General features: G+C 37.9%; 17 protein-coding genes. 8 read left to right on the top strand and 9 right to left on the bottom strand.

Features of this window, described 5'->3' with window-relative positions; genetic code table 11:
- Window positions 1–227: 227 nt before the first annotated feature.
- The gene (locus HMPREF9455_RS02315) at window positions 228–2,609 is read left to right on the top strand and encodes a hybrid sensor histidine kinase/response regulator (protein WP_006797966.1); all 2,382 of its coding nucleotides are present in this window, start codon (window positions 228–230) and stop codon (window positions 2,607–2,609) included.
- Here the strand turns inward: HMPREF9455_RS02315 and HMPREF9455_RS02320 are convergent.
- The 7 genes from HMPREF9455_RS02320 to HMPREF9455_RS02350 all read right to left on the bottom strand — a co-directional run bounded on the left by HMPREF9455_RS02320 (window position 2,606) and on the right by HMPREF9455_RS02350 (window position 11,373).
- On the bottom strand, window positions 2,606–3,916 hold the full coding sequence (locus HMPREF9455_RS02320) for a sigma-54-dependent transcriptional regulator (RefSeq protein WP_006797967.1): 1,311 nt from the start codon (window positions 3,914–3,916) through the stop codon (window positions 2,606–2,608). The two genes, HMPREF9455_RS02315 and HMPREF9455_RS02320, sit on opposite strands and share 4 nt — an antisense overlap.
- A 439-nt stretch (window positions 3,917–4,355) precedes the next feature.
- Window positions 4,356–6,347 (bottom strand): hypothetical protein, encoded by a 1,992-nt coding sequence (locus HMPREF9455_RS20565; RefSeq protein ID WP_006797969.1) that lies wholly within the window; start codon window positions 6,345–6,347, stop codon window positions 4,356–4,358.
- A gap of 31 nt (window positions 6,348–6,378) precedes the next feature.
- The gene (locus HMPREF9455_RS02330) at window positions 6,379–6,849 is read right to left on the bottom strand and encodes a hypothetical protein (RefSeq protein ID WP_006797970.1); all 471 of its coding nucleotides are present in this window, start codon (window positions 6,847–6,849) and stop codon (window positions 6,379–6,381) included.
- A complete protein-coding gene (locus HMPREF9455_RS02335; protein WP_006797971.1) occupies window positions 6,849–7,394 on the bottom strand; it encodes a hypothetical protein in 546 nt (181 codons plus the stop codon). The genes HMPREF9455_RS02330 and HMPREF9455_RS02335 overlap by 1 nt, the downstream gene beginning before the upstream one ends.
- Window positions 7,395–7,458: 64 nt before the next feature.
- On the bottom strand, window positions 7,459–9,828 hold the full coding sequence (locus tag HMPREF9455_RS20570) for a coiled-coil domain-containing protein (protein ID WP_006797972.1): 2,370 nt from the start codon (window positions 9,826–9,828) through the stop codon (window positions 7,459–7,461).
- Between the two features lie 99 nt (window positions 9,829–9,927).
- Entirely contained in the window at window positions 9,928–10,482 is a 555-nt protein-coding gene (locus HMPREF9455_RS02345) for a hypothetical protein (protein WP_006797973.1), read from the bottom strand.
- A gap of 198 nt (window positions 10,483–10,680) precedes the next feature.
- On the bottom strand, window positions 10,681–11,373 hold the full coding sequence (locus tag HMPREF9455_RS02350; RefSeq protein WP_006797974.1) for a hypothetical protein: 693 nt from the start codon (window positions 11,371–11,373) through the stop codon (window positions 10,681–10,683).
- Window positions 11,374–11,680: 307 nt separating this feature from the next.
- On the opposite strand from HMPREF9455_RS02350, the gene HMPREF9455_RS02355 reads away from it, so the two are divergent.
- Complete coding sequence (locus HMPREF9455_RS02355) at window positions 11,681–12,001, top strand: hypothetical protein (RefSeq protein WP_006797975.1); 321 nt, start codon at window positions 11,681–11,683, stop codon at window positions 11,999–12,001.
- 156 nt (window positions 12,002–12,157) lie between these two features.
- Here HMPREF9455_RS02355 and HMPREF9455_RS02360 read toward each other — a convergent pair whose 3' ends face one another.
- Entirely contained in the window at window positions 12,158–13,174 is a 1,017-nt protein-coding gene (locus HMPREF9455_RS02360) for a fasciclin domain-containing protein (RefSeq protein WP_006797976.1), read from the bottom strand.
- Between the two features lie 374 nt (window positions 13,175–13,548).
- Between HMPREF9455_RS02360 and HMPREF9455_RS21275 the strand changes: the two genes are divergently transcribed.
- The gene (locus HMPREF9455_RS21275; RefSeq protein WP_148401821.1) at window positions 13,549–13,758 is read left to right on the top strand and encodes a hypothetical protein; all 210 of its coding nucleotides are present in this window, start codon (window positions 13,549–13,551) and stop codon (window positions 13,756–13,758) included.
- 69 nt (window positions 13,759–13,827) lie between these two features.
- Here HMPREF9455_RS21275 and HMPREF9455_RS21280 read toward each other — a convergent pair whose 3' ends face one another.
- The gene (locus HMPREF9455_RS21280; protein WP_148401822.1) at window positions 13,828–14,070 is read right to left on the bottom strand and encodes a hypothetical protein; all 243 of its coding nucleotides are present in this window, start codon (window positions 14,068–14,070) and stop codon (window positions 13,828–13,830) included.
- A 578-nt stretch (window positions 14,071–14,648) separates the two neighbouring features.
- Here HMPREF9455_RS21280 and HMPREF9455_RS02365 point away from each other — a divergent pair.
- The 5 genes from HMPREF9455_RS02365 to HMPREF9455_RS02390 all read left to right on the top strand — a co-directional run bounded on the left by HMPREF9455_RS02365 (window position 14,649) and on the right by HMPREF9455_RS02390 (window position 19,720).
- Complete coding sequence (locus tag HMPREF9455_RS02365) at window positions 14,649–15,602, top strand: fimbrillin family protein (RefSeq protein WP_006797978.1); 954 nt, start codon at window positions 14,649–14,651, stop codon at window positions 15,600–15,602.
- Between the two features lie 82 nt (window positions 15,603–15,684).
- A complete protein-coding gene (locus tag HMPREF9455_RS02375; RefSeq protein ID WP_148401823.1) occupies window positions 15,685–16,692 on the top strand; it encodes a fimbrillin family protein in 1,008 nt (335 codons plus the stop codon).
- Between the two features lie 369 nt (window positions 16,693–17,061).
- Window positions 17,062–17,460, top strand: a complete 399-nt coding sequence (locus tag HMPREF9455_RS02380) for a DUF3244 domain-containing protein (RefSeq protein WP_006797980.1) — start codon at window positions 17,062–17,064, stop codon at window positions 17,458–17,460.
- Between the two features lie 78 nt (window positions 17,461–17,538).
- The gene (locus tag HMPREF9455_RS02385; protein ID WP_006797981.1) at window positions 17,539–19,245 is read left to right on the top strand and encodes a tetratricopeptide repeat protein; all 1,707 of its coding nucleotides are present in this window, start codon (window positions 17,539–17,541) and stop codon (window positions 19,243–19,245) included.
- Between the two features lie 70 nt (window positions 19,246–19,315).
- Window positions 19,316–19,720: a DUF3244 domain-containing protein gene (locus HMPREF9455_RS02390; protein ID WP_006797982.1), complete on the top strand. Its 405-nt coding sequence runs from the start codon at window positions 19,316–19,318 to the stop codon at window positions 19,718–19,720.
- The last annotated feature ends 35 nt before the right edge of the window (window positions 19,721–19,755 follow it).

The following is a 19,755-nucleotide window of genomic DNA, read 5'->3' on the forward strand; positions in this document are numbered from 1 at the left end:
AACTTCCGTTACAGTATATAATTTGCAATAGCTATGCCAAAAAGAAGATAAGTATCCTTTGTTATTGTAAGTTTTTGTAAATCAATTATATGTGTAATTAACGTTAATCGGATAATAAAAATGAGATTGTGGAACTGTGGAAAATTTCCACAATTTGGACTGTGGAAAACTAAATAGAATAATTATTTGTTCGTTTTATATATATGTATAATGGAAATATTAAAAGGATGTCAGAAACTCCCGAAAAAAATATAAGGTTCAAAGCTATATTGATATACGTAATTGTTGCCGTTATCTGTGGCGGTATGCTTATTTATATATATAAACTAAGAGATGATATTGATGATCAGAAAAGAAGTATTTCGCAGTATTATAAAGAGTTATCGCTAGTCAACAAATTGATTGATTCTGTAAATGCATCACAGTCGAAGGTAAATATGTATGTGTCTACAAAACAAATAAGGCATTATAAATCTTTCAATGAAAGCCTGAATGTTGTGGAACAGCTAATGGATTCTCTTAGTCATATAAACCCGTTACACAACGAAAAATTACAGCAAATAAATAATCTTTTGATAAAGAAGGGGGTGATTGTTTCAAATTTGAATAGGCAATTCAATAATAAAAATCCCATAGAGTCAATAAATGAAATATTAAAAGAAATTGATCCTGTTGTTAAGAAAGATACAGTTTTGATCACTACCACCGTGCAGGATACTGTAATTTATTCGGGCGCCAAGAAAGGATTTTGGCGGAAATTGGGGGAATTGTTTTCTGCTTCGAAAGGGGCTGATACTGTGACTTCAATTACCACAGCCAGACTAGATACTTTGACTATGCCAAAAAACGATACCCTCCATGTAGTTTCGGAAGTCACAGAAATAGCAGAACAAGCGAAAGACGACTATTTAAAAAGAATTATATCTATCGAGAAAAACTTGAGCAACCTCATTGTAGCAGATCAGGAAATTTCTTCTGAAATTACAACACTATTGATTGGCCTGTATAACCAAACTGTTCAGGCCAGGCTTGATGAAATCCAGAAAAGTGAACAACTGATCCGTAATAATAATACTTATTCTATAGTAAGCAGTATTGTCTCTCTTATCCTGATTTTTATATTTATATTGCTTATAATTAGTGATGTAAACAAAAGTTACAGGCTGCGAAAGAATGTAGAGCAAGCAAACCTGAAAATTAAGCAAATCATGGATAGCCGGCATAAATTGTTACTATCAGTTTCTCATGACATTAAAACGCCTCTTAATTCGATACTGGGGACATTAGAACTGAAAGAAACAAGTGATGGGTTTCTACATCACGAAGTACGCACGATGAAAGATTCGGGTGAATATATTCTTGCCTTGCTGGGTAACCTTCTGGAGTTTTCAAGTATTGAACAGGGTACCTCGAATATATCGAATCGTAACTTTAATCTGTACGACCTGTGTCGGCAGACTGTAGAAATGTTTGTACCCCTTGCAGATAAGAAGAACCTTACATTGGCCTATTCGTTCGACTTCGATAAAAGTTTGATATTGTCGTCCGATTCTTTAAAGATCAAACAAATACTCATAAATATATTATCTAATTCAATTAAGTATACATTAGACGGTTCTATTCGATTTGATGTAAGATTCTCTGAATCCAGATTATATTGTACAGTAGAGGATACAGGAGTTGGTATTCCTGAAAATCAAATTAAAGATATATTCCGGCCATTTAGCCGGGTTGATCAAAATTCACATTTGTCGGAAGGCTCAGGGTTTGGAATGTATGTAGTAAAAGGTTTGGTCGATTTATTTCAGGGAAATATAAAAGTTACTTCCACAGAAGGGCAGGGGACCAGAACAGAAATATCTATCCCCGCAAGCGAGGTTTTTATAAATGATGCTTTTATTCCAAAGAAAATATTGGTAGTAGACGATGATATGTCTTATTTGATAATCATTCGTAATATGTTATCAGACTTAGGGCATATACCATCCATATGTGGCAATATAGTTGATTTTGAAAATATAATAACAAAAATCGACCAATATGATGAGATATTGACGGATATGGAAATGGAAAATTTTAATGGTATTGATGTTTTAAACAGGATAAAGCACAGTGGGATAAATATACCGGTTACAGTGATTACAGCCCGGGAAGATGTTAATAATGAATATTTTATGGCAATGGGGTTTAACGCCTATATAAAAAAACCTGTATCGGGAGGTGACTTAAGGCTGCTGTTTGGAGGACGACAAAAAGAAGAAAGAGCAGAAGGCGTTGGCTCGCTCGATAAAATGCTGGAAGGAGACTCCGAAGCATTACATGAGGTTTTGGCATCTTTTGTCGATTCTACAAAGGATAATACGGGCAAACTAAAACAGGCTTTACTCAATAGTGATTATAATATGGCCCAGTTTATTAGCCATAAAATGAAGCCAATGTTTATACAGGTCGGAGCAGTGGAGAAGTTAGATATATTGAAGAAACTGGACACACACCGTTCAGATGGAACATTCATGTTGTATCCCCAATGGGAGGATGATGTACTTGAGCTTATTGAATATGCGGAACAGATAATAACCGAGACCGAAAATTATTTGAAATCCCATTAAATATCCATACCATACTGGTGCATTTTGTTATATAGAGTCTTTCTATCTATATTGAGTAGGTTTGCCGCTTTGGTTTTATTTCCTTTTGTTATTTTCAGGGCTTTGGTAATTTGTTCACGCTCATCTGTTGGCAATAAGATCTGTTCAGTTTGTATAGGACTCTGAATAAATTCAGGTAAAAGGTCGGGGGTAATTTCCGTTCCTTTTGTAAACAATACGGTTCTGCGTATAACATTTCTTAATTCACGGAGGTTTCCGGGCCAGCGATATTGTTTTAGTATAGACATGCTTTCCTCCGAGAACCGCTCCACATTTCGTTCCAATTCTTTATTGGCTTCAGATAAAAAACTATTCGCAAAAAGGACAATATCCTCCTTACGCTCACGTAAAGGGGGGACTATCAGAGTAAATTCATTTAACCTGTGATATAAATCTTCACGAAAACGCCCTTCGGAAATAGCTGTTTCCAAATTTTCGTTAGTTGCAACTATTACCCTTACGTCTATCTTAATGTCGGTCGCGGAGCCTACCGGACGTATTTTACGTTCCTGTATCGCACGTAACAACTGAACCTGTACTTCGTAAGATAAATTTCCTACTTCGTCTAAGAAAACAGTTCCTACCCCTGCTTGTTCAAAAACGCCCTTCTTATCTGCAATAGCAGAGGTGAATGATCCTTTCAGGTGTCCGAACAGTTCGCTTGGCGCCAATTCTTTAGATAAGCTGCCACAATCCACAGCCACAAAAGGAGCTTGTTTCCTTTGGCTGTTGTCGTGTATCATCCGTGCAGTATATTCCTTTCCGGTTCCGCTTTCGCCTCTTATAAGGACAGACAGGTGTGTAGGCGCAACCAGCTTTATATGCTCATACATTTGTTTGGATAAAGCGCTGTTGCCATAAACAATATTTGTAGCAGGAGCATTTTCTTTTGATATTTCAGCCGGAGTATAATTTAGAGCCTCATCTATTTTTGATCTTAGAATATCCGGATTCACAGGCTTTTCCATATAATCAAAAGCTCCCAGTTTAATCGCTGCAACTGCACTTTGAACCTCTCCGTAGCCGGTCATGACAATTACGGGGGTGTTTATTTTCCTCTCTCTTATCCATGCCAGCAGCATTATCCCGTCTCCGTCAGGAAGTCTCAGATCGGTAATAATTAACTTGAAATCAGTTTTTAGCAAATCCTTCCTGGCTTCATCTAAAGTAGATTTAACGAATGCGTCAAATCCATTTTTATCAAACCATTTCTTAAGGACAATTCCGAATGTATTGTCATCTTCAATAATTAAAACCTTGGAAGCCATTGTACATTATGAATTAGAGGAAAGTTTCTTCAAAATTATTCGTTTTTATTTTCAGACGAAAGGGTTTTATTCTTAATTAACACTAATAAATAAAATATGGCCGGGCTGATTATGACAAAATGCTCAACACACGATTTTTATACTAAATACATATGAAACATTCATAAGACATAAGTGAAATTACATGATTGCATGCAATATCAGGAATACATTTGCGGCATACTGTCTTCTTAATACCATGCTCTTTTAATATCTGTTCGGCTGTCATAACTATTCTTTTTACAAAAATAATAAAAAGCTTAAGATAAACATAGCTTCTATCTGTTTTGCAGGTCTTTCCACTTTTAAAAGGCCTTAATCTATCTCAATCGTCGTTCACAAAATAGACCGCTGTCAGAATGTTCTGTTTTGCACATTTACAGCGGTCATATTCATTTCCCTATTTTATCCTCGCATTATATGAGTCGGAATAATGATATTTCATCTGTAAGACAAACAGGTCATCCTTACTGTTGTGTTTCACATTCAGCTCATCCACTATTATATAGCGCTTAGTAGACAATTCATAAACAGCTGTCGACGCACTGATTTCTTTCAACCATTCGGCCACTTCCCTGTTTATGGGTAAGGTTTGTACCGTAAACTGCTCTGTCACGTCTTTATTGAAGACCGATTCTATACGGCTGCTGGTTGTGTACTCCGGTGTCTGGGTGCGATGAATGGTCGTGGTTTCCGACTTAAAATCGGTCTGTTCCGTACCTCCGAAGTTGAAGGAACACCACCCTCCAAGTGAGCCCAGGAATGCAAAGTCATTCACTTTGTACAGGCAATCGGGCAGTATCTGGTAGGTCAGTGCCTTACTTACGGCTTTGCCGTCGCGACACAGATACACCCTTACAATACCCGCTTTAGCGTATTTATCCAGTACTATTTTGTCTATGTCGAGGCATGCTGTATTTACGGCGTTATACTTACCTTTGTCTTGTACATCTGAAACTTCGTAGTCCAGATAACTGTCGGCTTGTGTGTATACTTTGTATAATATGCCCAGTTTGCACTGCGTGTCGTTACTTTCGGGGGCAGGGTCGGAAAGGATAAAGTTGAAATATTGCTTTTGCCCCCTGATATGAGTAAGCACAGGTTGCCGGGTCAATGGCTCTGCCTCATTATTCCGGCTGATGTCATAAACATATTCCGATAAATTATTCTTTTCCAGATTGCGGTCGTATCCCGTAAGGGCAAACAGCACGTCGGAATGATAGAATGTTTCGGTTTCGACACCATTGAAACGCTTGGCAACAAAGCGGAAATCGGTCATTGTGCCTGTATTATGCCAGCCTTTTCCTTCAAGAAACTTGTCTGAATATGTATTCGTATTAGCCCACATCGTATTCATATCGAACCACAAAGGCATTCCGAAGTAAGATTTGGATAGGGTAGTGGCATATGTCCCCATTTTGGCATAATCCTTTATGCCCGGCAGTATGCCTGTGTCTTTGTAAATGTCGAGTTGTATTTCGCAATCGCCAAAATCTTTAGTCAGGGAGTCGTTATCTGTTGTTAATAGCGGATCACCTGTGATTTTGACAGATAAGGGACTCTTTTCAATCGAAAAAGCATACTTATTCCCTATTCCTTTCGATTTCATTTCAATTTTGTCAGGGCTCGAAGGCAGTATGATAATATCAAAATTATTTCGGAAGAAATAATTGTTAATCAGGCATGCGCGCAGATTTTCTGTTGTTATTTTAATGGTACTGCCTGCAAAGTAGGTATTGCTGCTGACTTTGCTTTTGTCTGTTGTATAATAAAAAGTATGTTTGGTTCCTGTCAGGTATTCCTTGAAGGTGAGTTCGTTATCACTATCGTGAGCTATGGTTCCGTGCTGTAATGTGATGTTTATAAACGGATCATCGTCTTTATTATATGTATCGGTCGGATCTCCTATCCTTACAATGAAATCGTTGAACCGGCTGACTTCGGGCTCAAGAGTAAAGGCGTAATCGTTGCCGCTACCGTTTGAGGTAATATATATAGTCGTGTCGTTCGATGTGATTGTAAACTTGTCTTTGAAAAAACTCTTGCTGTTAAAGCAATTTATCAATGTTTCAATTGTTTTACTTGTTTCGGTTCTTATTAAAAATGTATCATTATCGACTTCTCCGGCTTCTATTGTTCCCACGAATTTGTATACCTGTTTCGATTTTAATTCTGTTATTTTAAAATCCGATACTTTTTCCGTTACGACCACTCCTCCTCCCACAGTTGTATATATAAAGCCGGAGCCTCTGATCGTCAGAGATAAGGTGACCGGCTTGTCTTCTTTTTGAGGATTGAAATTCTCGAACTGTACAAAGTTTGGATTTCCTGCCAGCGAAAATATTTCAGGTTCCGTTATTTTCGCTATTTCATTTTCTGTTATATATCCCATATCTGTATATTCTATTTTTTTACTTACTGTTTTATTCAAAATATTTACTTAATTCATCTGTCACCGCATCCAGCAGCATATCCGCCCATTTATCGTCCCATTGCTTTTCTATTTCCTCCTCCAGCGTTGCCAGCACCGGACGCCCCTCGTAGCCGTCGCGCCGGATAGCCCTGCCGATCAGGAACAGCGTACTGTTGTCGGCAGGTATGCCGCGCGATAAAGCCCAGTCGCGCAGTGCGTCGATTGGCGGTTGTTTGCCTGTGCCGGGTTTGCGCCCCTGCTCTATGTAGTCTATATAATTGTCGAACAGGGTTTCTATCACTACCGATTCGCTCATCTTGCAGATTTCCACTCTTACACTGTCTTGTAGTGCGCTGCTTCTGAGCGTGTTTCTGCCTGTTTTGGCATTCGTGCCCACCTTATTGTCGGACAGTATGGTTTGCGACAGCTTCAACACATCGGCGGCAATGGCTTCTATAACTTTTGTAATCGCTGTATCCATTATCTACGGGTTTTGATGTCGAAGTCGGGCAGCTTTTGCACGAATACCTCACAATTGTTTGCCGGAAGTATATCGAAACCGGGCAGAAGGGATTCGTCTTCAAGCAACTTACCTATATCGAACTGTTCGTCTATCAGGCAAAGGTTCTGCATATTCACCTGTGTGAAGTTGACCGAAAAGCGGCAACCGCAGGCATTGTTGTCATAATAGTCGCGCAGGGTGGTGTATGTCCAGTCGGGGCGGATACTGATACCATAATCCGGATTTTTCTTTATCCGTTCCACGATGTTCAGCCCGATGGAGAAAGCGAGGTTTTGCAGGTGATGCACCGACTCTTCGGTGGAAGGAAGAAACAGGATGGAAAAGTTTACCGAATTGGTGAATACATTGTCCTGATTACGCCCCGTGAGCGGGTCTTCGAGCCAGAACAGGGGATGGGTTTCCTTGCCGCTGCCGAGTTCGTAATTGCGGTTGTAATAAAAGGCCTTGATGGTCTTGTGTTGCTGCGCCTGTTGGCGAAAGATTTGTAGAATGTTGTTTATCATATTGTTTGCTTGTAAATGGTTTTTATGATATAGATAAATTACTTTTATTTTGATGCAAATCCAATCAATTTCCCGACCACCTATCTACCTGTACTGCATCTTCCTGTGCACGGATAATATCCGTTACCGCCACTCTCGAATTGATCTTTATAGATTTTATGGCATCTATAAGCGCTTCATTATCAATTGTGCTAGGTGTCTCTATAGCTGGCATTAGCCCGCCTGCTGCAAATTCCCTTTGGAAAGGAAGTTCAAAGCCTTGGGATGCTTTGGCGAAAAAGCCTGTCATATCTGTTGCATTCAGTTCCTTTCGCTGTGAATTGATATAGCGCACCAAACCAAGATTTTTAGAAGTAGACTCACGATTGATTACATATTCGCCGCCTTCCACTTCTATATTTGTACCTTCGATACGCATACCACCTTGTGAATGGCGTTTGCCTTTGAGGAAACCCCCGTCTTCGAGTTTCGACAATTGCTTGGTCATCACGCCAACCTGTATTGCTCCGGCTGCTCCTACAATAGCTGCCATAATGGGGCCGATGATAGGACCCAGCGACCATGCCTTGGTAACACCTAACGCAGTATTGGCCACCCCTTGAATGATGCCTTGCGAGATTTCATTCTTTTTGATTTGCTTTTCTTTTTTCTCTTTTTCTTTTTCGGCCTTTTCTTTCTCTTTGGCTAATTGCTTCTCTTGTTGGGCAAGTTGCTGATTTTTTGCCATTTCCTGATTGATTTGTTCCTGCAAAATCAACAGGCGGCCACCACGTGCATTTTTAGCTTGTTCTTCTAAGGAACTGATTTTGTCGCTGCTCTCCTGACGCAGCTCTACGGCTTCGCTATACTTTTCGGAAATGGCTTCGAATTTTTCGTTGGCTTCTTCGAGCTGCTCACTCAACAATGCGTTGCTGGCACTGAAAATGGCATTGACGCCTGTCATTATAATGTCGACATGCTCTTGCATGGTAGCGCTTATTTTCGACCAATGCTCTTTGTGAGATTCCTGTGTGTCGGCGGCAGTTTCTACAATGGCATCACCGGCTTCTTGGTTGGCTTGCACAAAGTTAGACATCGATTGCTGTGCTTCGTCCAATAGTTCGTTTTGCCGGTCGTTGAACGATTCTGTGTTTTGGATTAATAGGTCATTCGTTTTCTGTTGGTCTTGCAGTTTTTTGTCGGCAATTTCTTTTGATAGTTGATCGAGGTCTTTTTGTTGCTGTTTTTCAATTTCTACAATATCTGTATTTGATTGTTGAAATATATTTTTTATTTGTTCTTCCTGTTCTTCGGTAAGCTTTATAATTTCCTCTTTATTTTCGGTCTTTTCTTTTCTTACAGTATTATTTTCTTTTTTTCTTACAGCAATTTCCTTTTTTGCATATTTATCTCTAATCTCACTCTCAATCTTTAAATACTCTTCTTTTAGACCTGAAATATCTTCACCTCGTTCCTTTGCCAATATAGCTTGTGATTCATAGGATTGATTTAGAATTTCAAGCTCCTTATCCATTCCCTCTTTAGATAAAATTGTTTTTAATCGATTTAAAACAACTTGGTCTTCATAAAACTTTTTTTCTATAACTGATTTTTTTTCGTTCCATATAGCGTATGACTTTATTCTAACATCTAAAAGATTTTGTTCTGCTACCTTTAATTCTTCCTGCAATAATAATTCTTGATCATAAGTATTATTTTCAAAAAATAATTCTGTTGCTATATTTGATAAAGTTTTATTCTCTTTTTTAAGCTTATCTAATGCATTTCTCAAATCATTAACATGATTTTCAGCTTTTTCAATTTGATTATCTCTATCAAATTCGAGTTTATCTAATGCGTCATCGAGATTAATGACAGTTTTGTTAAGTTCAAGATGCTCTGTTTTAAGAAAATTCAATTTATTAGACATTTCATCATATGCAACGAGTAATTTTCGGCTTGAAAATAATGTGCCATCTACGGTTGATGTATATTTTTTTTGCTTAGTCATTAGATTATCATATCCGTTGGTAAGATTATCGAAGCCATCAGTTACATCAGTTAGATTCGACAAACCCAATGGAAGATATTCTAATATTTTAAGAAAGCGCTTATCAAATTTTTTAGTACTATCGTCTAATTCTTGAATATTCTTATTGTTTTTTGCAAATATAGAACTTGCTATTGATTGCATTTTATTTACGGTTGAAACTGTATCTCCCAATTGAGAAACATTATTTTCTACAAAAAGAGCCTGCCGCCCAAAGGCTTTCATGAAATTATTCCCATCTTTGAAAAGTTCATTCATTTCCTCTATTCTGGACGATGCATTTTTTGCTGTTTCTGGTATTTTAATTATAGAATCCCTCAGTAGATTAGAATCTGTTATTGTCTGTTTTAAACCATTAGATTTAAATTCGAACTCGAAAGTTTGTATTTTTTTTTGTTGAGCCATAAGTGTTTTTAAAGTATAGATAAAGTTTTTTATTTTTCATAACAAAAGGCTTGAATCTTTATGATCCAAGCCTTATAACTTCAAATATTTTTTTAATTGTTAATCTACCTTTGATTTTTGATTTTCAATATTTTTACCTGCTTTATCAAAAATATTATATAATAACAGCGGGACAACCATCCATAAAGGTATTACAACAGCAGAAATACACATACAATATCCTAAAACTGATAAGCCACCAATATAATCGCCTTTAAAACGGACTAATTTCCATCCTACAATAAAGCTTAATACTGAAAAGACGATTAATAATGTAATTAGTAAATATGTATAAATAATCTTTAGCAACAATAGAGCTAATAAAGAACAAATACAAAATATAATAACGTTAAGATATATTTTGATATTGACTAAATCAAAAATAGACAAATAACGTCTCAAATATCCTAAAAGAAAAATAAAATTTATCAGTATTAGAAATGCAAACAAACGTACATATCCGCTTACTTTAGTTAGTAATGATGCAAAACCATCAACCATTGTTTGGGCACTATAATAAAGCCACGCATACATGCATAATAAAGCTACTAATAATATAAATAACAGAATGGATAATATTTTTTCGATACAATATGGATAACGTTTGCTAGACATAGTTTTATTAGGTTATTTTTTTATAAAGATAAATAATTATCCATACCATCAAAAGATAATCACAAAAGTCTTTAACAGGTGAATATTTTGAAGGAAAGTTTGAAATCACAATCGGATTGCAAATTTCACCTCTCCTTCATTCTCACCTCCTTATCTGCTTCTCAAACTTATACTGTTCATCCTCAGCCCGCGCCTTATCTATCCGGTAAAGGAGGAATCCGAAAACTTCGACAACTGCCTTTCCAGTGATTTGGTCAAATAAGTATATTTTATCCTCTGCCAGATCGGCAATCGTTTTATACCACCCCCATTTATTACAAAAGTCTTTGTATCCTTTAGAAACCGGTTTGCCTGAGCCACCACCGTTGAATAATGGTGCAAAATCGCCTCTGATTCTTTCTTTCTGTGCAAAAAAAAAGCGAGCAGTGGTAGGGCTTTGTCACATGACAGGTTGCGGAATACCTCTTTTCGTGCGGCAGCAGTATCGGGATTGTAGCTTTCACCCGCAGGGCGGCATACGATAGCCAGCGTTTCCGAAATCTTGGTTTCACTGTCGCTGTTGAGCGTCTCCTCTATGTCTATCCATTCGCCCAGTGTGAGTTTATCCGACAGGGAGATAAAGAAATCCCGCCCATCGATACTAACCTTTGTTGCAGGTTCTAAGTCGGTATCGAATATAAAGCCGACGGCATCGGATATGGCGTCGAACAGTTGGGTCGGCGAGTTGAGCAGCCATTCGCTGTCCAGCTTGCAAATGCCGGCTATGAAGTGCAAATATTCCATCTTGCCCTCGGGGCGGTGCTTAAACCATTTTTCGTAATCGGCAAGGCACAGGTCGGCCCACGATTGGGGCACGGAGATTTTTTGGTCGTTGAATTCGATTTGTAACATAGTTTTATAATTAATAGTTAATAATGAATAATTAATAATGAAAAGTTAAATTGAGTATTATAGATCGCTTGCGCCATTCTTTATTCTTTATTCTTAATTATTTCTCACTGTATAGATAAATTACTTTTATTTTGATAACAGATTAATTAATTTATTTCATGCGGCGATAGCAAAAAATGCTTAAAAGAGAAGAGAAAAATGAGTGTACATGCAATAAAATATTTCATGGCTTTTCGAGCAGACTCGTATTATTTTTGATATATTTGAAACGATATGGCTGACTATTGAGAACTAAAAAACGTATAAAATGCAAAAGAAACTATTAATCATCACTTTACTTATCGTCACCCTCGTATCCTGCGGGTCTATGAAAGATGCGATGTACTCCGAAAAGAATGTCAGGAAAGTGGAACTGGGCATGACCAAAGAAAAAGTTATATCCATAATGGGCAAATCGTACACATCGGCAGGAGCGATACAGACGCCGGAGGGCAGTGTCGAAATCATCAGATGGGATTCGGTTGATGATCTCGAAAAATATGAATTTCAATTTGTGGATAAGATATTGAAAGAATGGCACAGGGTAAGGTTGGATTATCACGACCATCGGCCGAGAGTAGCACCATAAAGGGTTAGAGACTGAAAATGAACGAAAAAAGAGCTATAACAAAATGTTTTGGTAAAATTTAAACAGGCTCTTAATACCATATACAAGAAGCCCGGACAAATAATTTGTCCGGGCTTTCACTAACCAAATGAATCTTTACTGACTGAAAGCTAAACGTTATTCTTCTGCTTCACCGGCTTTGTAAGTATCCGATACTATGAACAGATCGGTGCTTTCGGCGGCGTTATCCACTGGCAGATAACCGGATGCTACTTTATCTTTTTCGTCGATCACACCGTCTCCGTCCATATCAGCTATCCTTAATGATCCCAATCCTAACTTGTCCAGTGCTGTTTCTGTTTTATATTCGGGCGCTTCGTCTATTTGCTCCTGAGTAGTGAACAAACCTACAACCATATAGCCATCGCGGAACGAAGTTTTGCCTTCCTGCTCTACGTTATAGAATAATCCTTCGCTATTGAAATGATCAAATGCAGCCTTACCTTCGGCATCGGTGGCTACACTGTCTACTTTTACATATTCTTCACCTTTGAGTTCGAAGAATGTAATTTTTGCACCCTCTGTCACTGCTTTTTCCGCAGCGCCTTCAGCCCATTCTTCGTTGGCGGCATATACAACAAAGTTTGCTGTAAATTTTGGAATGTCAACCACCGGAATTACCGATGCTACAACGTAGATTTTGCTTAGTCCGGCATCAGTGGCACTTGCAGAAGTCACCTCTACATCGTTTACCCAGATTTTACCATCTTTCTTGGCTATTCTGAGAGGATCGCCTTTTACACTCTCTATGATAACTTCATCGCCTTCCTCTGCCGGAAAGTCGAATGTGCCTTTTACTATGTGGCGGGTAATATTTTCTGCTGTTACATCAGTGTCGTCTCCTCCTTCGCCCTCTTCACCTTCTTTGGGTGCTTTTGCTGATTCGGGAGCCGGTTCCTGTGTTTGGTCGGCTACAGCAAATACAGTCAGCGCTTCTGTTCCGAGGTCCTCAGACTTCACGCCTTTCAGTATATTGGTAAAATCCCCTACATTTTCCATTTCGCCCAGTTTGCCCAATACCTCTTCCAACTGTGTTTTTGCAGGCGGAGGTGTCGGATCATCATCATTACTACAGGCTACAGATGTGAAAAGCAATGCTGCCGCTACAAAACTCAAATAAAATAACTTTTTCATAATAAACATTTTCGTTAATAAAATTGATTAAAAATTTATTTAATATCAGATTGATATAATTCCTCCATCCCGAAACCCTGATAAAAAGGTATCGGTATATCCGCAATGTTTTATGTGTGAAGTTATTCGTGGCAGGTCTTCGACCAGAGAAGACAGCCTTATCTAAATTTTGATGTAGTTGTAAATCGTATCAAAAAGATTTGGCCGTTAGACGGGAATCGTCAGCTCCGGATCGACCGAAATCATAGGTAAGACGGAAAAAAAGAAAAGAATGCTGTACAGGGTATAGTGTTTTTAACTTTTTATCACATTTTCGCAGAGATATCATTGTGTATTCTTTACAATTTAAGAAAGTTCCGGTTTGATGTTATTTTATGTTAAAAAAAAGTTCTCGAACTACTATTTACTGTATCCTGAAAGTTACACAACCCGCTACACTTTCCTATACACTCATCACTACACTCACCTATACACTCACCTATACACTCACCTATACACTCACCTATACGCTCACCTATACGCTCACCTATACCTATACTAAAGACAATACTAAACAAGACTATATAAAAAAGAAAACTATATAAAAGAAAAAAAATCAGAGTATAGATAATTCAAAAAAAATATAATAAAATCTGCATAAAGTTGAAATGAATTTATCTATACCCCAAAAACGAAGCCGAACCATGATAAATTTCATTCACAATACAGTCTACAAGCTGAAACCGGAACAGACGTCCGGTCGCATCCATCGCCTTGGATGGTTGGTATTGTGGAACATTTTTTCTTTGCTGTCGTTCTTTTTTGCAAAGTGGGAGATACTTTTCAGGAGTAAAGATGATTGTCCGGAAGATTCTTTCCGATACGGCTGCCTGGTTTACCCTTGTGGTAGTTTTCATCTTTGCACTGCTGTTGGGGGAAGTATATCTGCTATGGTAAAAACTGTAAAGCCAAAGAATATTTTCTTCGTTTTTTACCGGTTATTTTCGGCGAAAAATAAGAGTGGTGTTTTTATTGAAAGTGTTTCCCTGTCAAATGTTTCATCGTTTTATCGACACAATCTATTTTAACATAGAAACAATCCATTAAACAAAATTCACTTTCGTTACGTTAATACTATGTGTTTTTCATGGTATTAGATTTTAAGGTTAATAATGAAGATTGGTTGTTGTGAAACAACCTTTTCTTTTTATAGCCGAAATGAAATTGTTGTGAGACAATTCATAATTGCGTTAGTTTATCAAATAAAATTATTTTCATTTTTTTTATTAAAAAAATATTAGGGAAATAATTCATCTCAGGATAATGTGGATGGGATTAGCATATATCTATTATCGTTAAATTGTGAGATCTGATAAGTTTAATTCACTTAAAATTAAACATTTATTCCCTCCGATTGTTATTTTAAAATATTGGATTATTTGGTTCAATCTACTCACAAACAGTTTGATAATACCTAAAAAAGCATCACTTGATTATGAAAAAAACTATCTTCAGCCTATTGGCATTGTGCTTGCTGGTGGCATGCGACAGCGATTCCGATGATTCTCCTAAATTTGATAAAGATTCTTATAGAGTCGATATCAGTGCAACAGTGCAAACCGCTAATTTAGTGAAGGCGGGACCTGTTAACGGTAATTTTACAACTGATTTTCCGATAGGCATATATGCCTACAATGTTTCGTGGAAAGCCGGTGCCGCAGCTAATGTAATCAACAGAGACTCTGCTGTGGTAGCCGGAGCTGCAGACCATAGTGTGACATTTTCCAAAGGCCCGTATTATTATCCGACAGATGGCACCGATCTCAGTTTCTTTGCATTTGCCCCTCGTGGTGCTGAAACCTCAGCGGCTACTGCCGGTGTAAGTCCGGTAGTGGCTATTAGTATGGCAGGTCAGGAAGATCTAATGTGGGCTTCAGGTACAGGTCATAAGGCCGGATCTGCGGCCGCAGTTCATCCGGTACTTAATTTCCAGCATAAGCTTACGCAGTTGCAATTTATATTCAAATCTGATGCAACTTATCCTGCATCGGGAAATTCCGTGGTATCACTTACTGTCAACGGACAGCCCAATCTGGCCACTATGACAGTGGAGACAGGAGCATGCACTTTTAGCGGCAGCGCCAATATGCAGGCGTTGTCTTCGGCAAACCAGACCGCAGGGATAGCTATTACCACAGCCGGTACAGCCGCAAATTCCCCTGTGATGACAAATACAGCATCGGGAGCAACTGCATATACACTTACTATCGTAGTAAAACCGGCCGGGGGAGGCTCCAATGTGACATATACCAATGTTCCTGTAAATCTTACAACTGTAGCCGGCAGCGCCCATGCCATTACACTCACATTCACCGCTACGGCTGTTAGCGCCAGTGCAACTGTGGCCGATTGGCAGACAGGTACAGGCGGTACAGTATCTGTATTGTAAATAATATAACATAATATACTATAGAGTACCCGGTGAATGTATCGGGTATTCTATAGCGGCTAACAGAAAGAATGGCAGTACTTTGAAAAATCTATTTTTTATTTTCTCTGTTTTTGGATTGTCCATATTAGGAGGATGTGCCTCCGATACAGATTTTATGTCCGATGGAGAGCCGTCACGTAAACATATTCCTGCTGCTTTCTCGTTGGATAATGTTGCAACTAAATCCGTAGATAACACATCTTTGGGATGCGATATGGTTTTGTCCAATGATAATCCGGCAATAACCGTATCCATGGAGAAAGAGATGCGCGAGCGAAAGACTCGGTTGTCGCATGGATTGAAGACTTCATGGACTACAGCCAACAATCAGGTGAAATGGACTACGGGTGACCGGATAGGAATGTTTATGCGTGATGCGGGAGGTAGTAATTCTTATGCAAAAGACAATGTTTTATATACTGTCGCCTTGGGAGGTGCAGCAACTGCGTCTTTGACTGCTGATGCTTCACCTCTTTATTTTCCAAACAAGAGCAGTAGTATCAAATTTTATGCATATTATCCATACTCGGCATCTGTAAGTTCGCTGTCGGTAAATTATACCTTACCGGCCGACCAGTCTACAGAACAGGCCTTAGGCAGTGCAGATATTATGTATGCTTCGCCGGCTGCCCAGAATGGTTCGTCTCCCAATGTACCTCTCACTTTCAATCATCAGATGGTATTGTTGTCCTTCAATATAAAAGGGGGGATCCTTTCGGGGCTTTTTACTCTTACCCAGGTCACAGTCAGTGGCTCGGCGGTAACCAATACGGGAGTATTAAATCTGGCTACCGGAACATTAACGCCCAATACGGCAAGCACTTTCACGGCTACCGTAAATACAAGTAAGCCTGTGAGCAATACTCTTGTTGCAAATGTAGATGTGATCATAAATCCTTGCAGGATAGTAAACAACAGTACTTTATTGCCTACCGAACTGAAAGTAACTCTGACTTTTGGTCTGTTGTCGCATTCTACTTATCTGGTAACCAGTGGTACATTTGCTGCAGGAACAAGGTATGTATACAATCTTAATGTCGCCCTCTGAAATATGAATTTTAAGCGTAGTTACTCAAAATATTTTCTTTATTTGAGAAATAAACATTTATCTTTATTAGGTTATTATGGAAATCGGACTTATCAGGAAGCACGAAAAGTGAAAATGCCGAATTAAATCTTTCTAATCTCCTTTTTTAAGTGATATATTGTTAAAAATAAATCTATATTTTTCATTTTAACCATATTTGTTAAAATGCTATATATGTTAATCTTAACAAAATAATATCTAAGAAAAAATCTATATTCAATTTTTTCAATGTGTTAATGTAAAAAATAGGATGTAATTTTATATAATCCTCTCACAACTTTATCTATACTTCTTTTATGTTTTATTAATTAAAGTAAAAACTAAACAATTATGAGAATTAAATTTTTTTTTCTTGCGTTTTTGATCTCTTGCGTTGGCGGAATAGGTTATGCTGCCGTTGATAAAGTCGTGAATGTTGCTTTATATAATAGTGGGCCTGGTGAGACTGGTCCTATATTTCCTATGGCCAGAATGCTTTCTGTATCTCCGGTAACAGTGACTGTAACCGATGATGTAAACCTGAATATCTTATTCAGAACTAGTACTGGCAGAGTAGCTGTAACAATTAAAGACGAAGCAGGTGTAGTACATTATGTAAAAAATGTGGGTACATCAGAAACAACCAGCTTATCAGTAGATATCAGTATGCTTCCGGCAGGAACATATACTATATCATTTACAAATGCGGATAAGACATTGAACAAATTCGGCACTTTCGAGGTTAATTAATCGTTTTTTTTATATAATAAATTTTAGAGGGGTTCGGGTTTACCAGCCCGAACCTTTTCAATTCTAGGTTTTAGTTTAATGAAAAATATAGCATTTGGTAATAGTTATATACTTTGTCTACTACTAATTTTCTTTTTCTATTCCTGCAAAAAAGACAATCATTCCGCAGCATTGTTAATAAAGGCACAGAGTATTGCTGAAAATAAACCGTCTGAAGCCCTTCTTTTGCTAGATTCTATCAGCAATCCGGAGCAGATGGATAGAAATAGCTATATGCAATATATAGTAACAAGGGTACAGGCTAAATTTAATATTCATAGGCCTGATATAAAAAATGACACCTTGATTTTCGATGCATATAAGTATTTTGACGAGAAGAAAAATTATCCCCAAGCAGCTCTGGCTCACTATCATACAGCAGCCCTATATAATGCAAATGAATTTGCGGACAAAGAATTGGAACATTTTAAATTAGCCACGCATTATGCTCTAAAAGCAGGAGATAATCTTTTGGCAGGCAAAAGTCTTCATTGGATTGGAAACCTGTATCACCGGAAGAATATCCAGGACAGTGCTATAGCTAATTATAAACGTGCTTTACATTATTACCCGGTAAGTAAAGAGTCTGAGAAATATATATTGCATGCAATAAATCTTATAGGTTTTTCCTATGAAATGGAAAATCATTTTGATAGTGCATTTGTTTATTTTAATAAGGGTATGCAATTGGCGAAACAACTTGATAATAAAGCTTCCCAAATAACCTTTTCTCATTTATTAGGTATTGTTTATCGTGATTTGGGAGACTTTCCAAAAGCAGAATCCTATTTGCAAGAAGCAATACATGGAACTACCAATCGGGATGAGAAACGGCGCATTAATCTCAGTATACTCATGCTATACAATGACATGAACAAACTCGATTCTGCAATGTATTATTCTAATCAACTGTTGTCATATATTCCTGAAATGACTTTTGCTTACACCGTTCAGGAAAGCTATGCAGCCATATCGGAATACTATAAGAAAAGCGGTGATTATAAAACGGCGCTGTATTACAATAATCTGTATGATGTTACTACCCGGGAAATCAAAGAAGCCGATAATACAAAAAAACTCGCCGAAGCCGACAGAAAATACAAAGCGGTTATAGAACAACAGGAACTGCAAAGTACACGCTTGCGTAGTTATTTGTATTTAATAGGTACTGTATCATTTACTTTGATTATTCTTATGACTATCTGTTTCAGAGGCAGGACATCGCGTCTCAAACGTCAGAGAGTCGCTGAACGTAACAAGTTACTCGAGGAACAGTCGCAGGTGCACGCAAAATTGCTTGAGCACCAGCACGAAAGCCTTACATATATGCAGGGCATATATCGCAGTATCGTGGACGAATGGGTGGATATAGACAAAAAGGTAAAGTCTCTGGCTAAAGAATTCGGGGTAAAGGAAGAACCCGAACTCTATATGAAAATAAAGCAAATGATAGAAAATTTTAAGCAAAATACCAACCAGCAACTCGTCGTACTTGCTAAAGAGCATTTTCTGAAACAACCCTATGGCGATAGTGCTGTTTCTACCCTGAAAGATAAGGATTTACTGCTGTTTATGCTTTATTATTGCGGATATAAACGTAACGATGTCGCAATTTTGTTGGGTGTTAATCCTCACAAGGATAATATGGCCTTCCGCAAGCTGGATTTGAGGAACAAACTTCTCAAAGTCGGTATGGAACAGTACGATATTGAAAAAATATTATTTTCGGAAGAAAATGTAAATTAAAATATCTAACTTTATCAATTGGCTGTAAATGCCTGTTTAGAATACGCAATAATTTAAAAATTAATCTATTATGAGAACAAAATTTTACTTCTTAGTGTTTATTATGTTGTGTCTGGGGGGAACGGCTTTTGCTGGTAAAATAGTAGATGTTCCAGTGGGAGACGGACCCGGCGAAGGTGGTCCAACTATAAATCCTCCGGCTGCACGAATGGCTGTTATGTCTCCTATATCTCCTATATCGGTAAAAATGGTTGATGATAAGAGTCTGGTAGTATCATTCAGTGCTAATTTAGGTGTTGTAACTGTAGCCGTTAAAGACGAAGCTGGCGCTGTATATTACACAAAGGTTGTAAATACGTCATATTCAGGCAAATTGTCGGTAAATATTTCTGCACTTCCAGCAGGCACATATACCATAACATTTGTAAATACTGCTACTTCTTTGAAAAAATATGGTACCTTTGAAATTGATTGATATTAAATTTTTCAAATAACAATATTGAGGGGGTT

It is taken from the genome of Dysgonomonas gadei ATCC BAA-286, assembly GCF_000213555.1.
In the GTDB taxonomy this organism is placed as follows: Bacteria; Bacteroidota; Bacteroidia; order Bacteroidales; family Dysgonomonadaceae; genus Dysgonomonas; species Dysgonomonas gadei.

Bases quoted from the DNA above. Each gene is read 5' to 3' on its own strand.
- HMPREF9455_RS02315 (WP_006797966.1), top strand. From the start codon at position 228: ATGTCAGAAACTCCCGAAAAAAATATAAGGTTCAAAGCTATATTGATA.
- HMPREF9455_RS02320 (WP_006797967.1), bottom strand. From the start codon at position 3,916: ATGGCTTCCAAGGTTTTAATTATTGAAGATGACAATACATTCGGAATT.
- HMPREF9455_RS20565 (WP_006797969.1), bottom strand. From the start codon at position 6,347: ATGGGATATATAACAGAAAATGAAATAGCGAAAATAACGGAACCTGAA.
- HMPREF9455_RS02330 (WP_006797970.1), bottom strand. From the start codon at position 6,849: ATGGATACAGCGATTACAAAAGTTATAGAAGCCATTGCCGCCGATGTG.
- HMPREF9455_RS02335 (WP_006797971.1), bottom strand. From the start codon at position 7,394: ATGATAAACAACATTCTACAAATCTTTCGCCAACAGGCGCAGCAACAC.
- HMPREF9455_RS20570 (WP_006797972.1), bottom strand. From the start codon at position 9,828: ATGGCTCAACAAAAAAAAATACAAACTTTCGAGTTCGAATTTAAATCT.
- HMPREF9455_RS02345 (WP_006797973.1), bottom strand. From the start codon at position 10,482: ATGTCTAGCAAACGTTATCCATATTGTATCGAAAAAATATTATCCATT.
- HMPREF9455_RS02350 (WP_006797974.1), bottom strand. From the start codon at position 11,373: ATGTTACAAATCGAATTCAACGACCAAAAAATCTCCGTGCCCCAATCG.
- HMPREF9455_RS02355 (WP_006797975.1), top strand. From the start codon at position 11,681: ATGCAAAAGAAACTATTAATCATCACTTTACTTATCGTCACCCTCGTA.
- HMPREF9455_RS02360 (WP_006797976.1), bottom strand. From the start codon at position 13,174: ATGAAAAAGTTATTTTATTTGAGTTTTGTAGCGGCAGCATTGCTTTTC.
- HMPREF9455_RS21275 (WP_148401821.1), top strand. From the start codon at position 13,549: ATGTTAAAAAAAAGTTCTCGAACTACTATTTACTGTATCCTGAAAGTT.
- HMPREF9455_RS21280 (WP_148401822.1), bottom strand. From the start codon at position 14,070: ATGAAAACTACCACAAGGGTAAACCAGGCAGCCGTATCGGAAAGAATC.
- HMPREF9455_RS02365 (WP_006797978.1), top strand. From the start codon at position 14,649: ATGAAAAAAACTATCTTCAGCCTATTGGCATTGTGCTTGCTGGTGGCA.
- HMPREF9455_RS02380 (WP_006797980.1), top strand. From the start codon at position 17,062: ATGAGAATTAAATTTTTTTTTCTTGCGTTTTTGATCTCTTGCGTTGGC.
- HMPREF9455_RS02385 (WP_006797981.1), top strand. From the start codon at position 17,539: ATGAAAAATATAGCATTTGGTAATAGTTATATACTTTGTCTACTACTA.
- HMPREF9455_RS02390 (WP_006797982.1), top strand. From the start codon at position 19,316: ATGAGAACAAAATTTTACTTCTTAGTGTTTATTATGTTGTGTCTGGGG.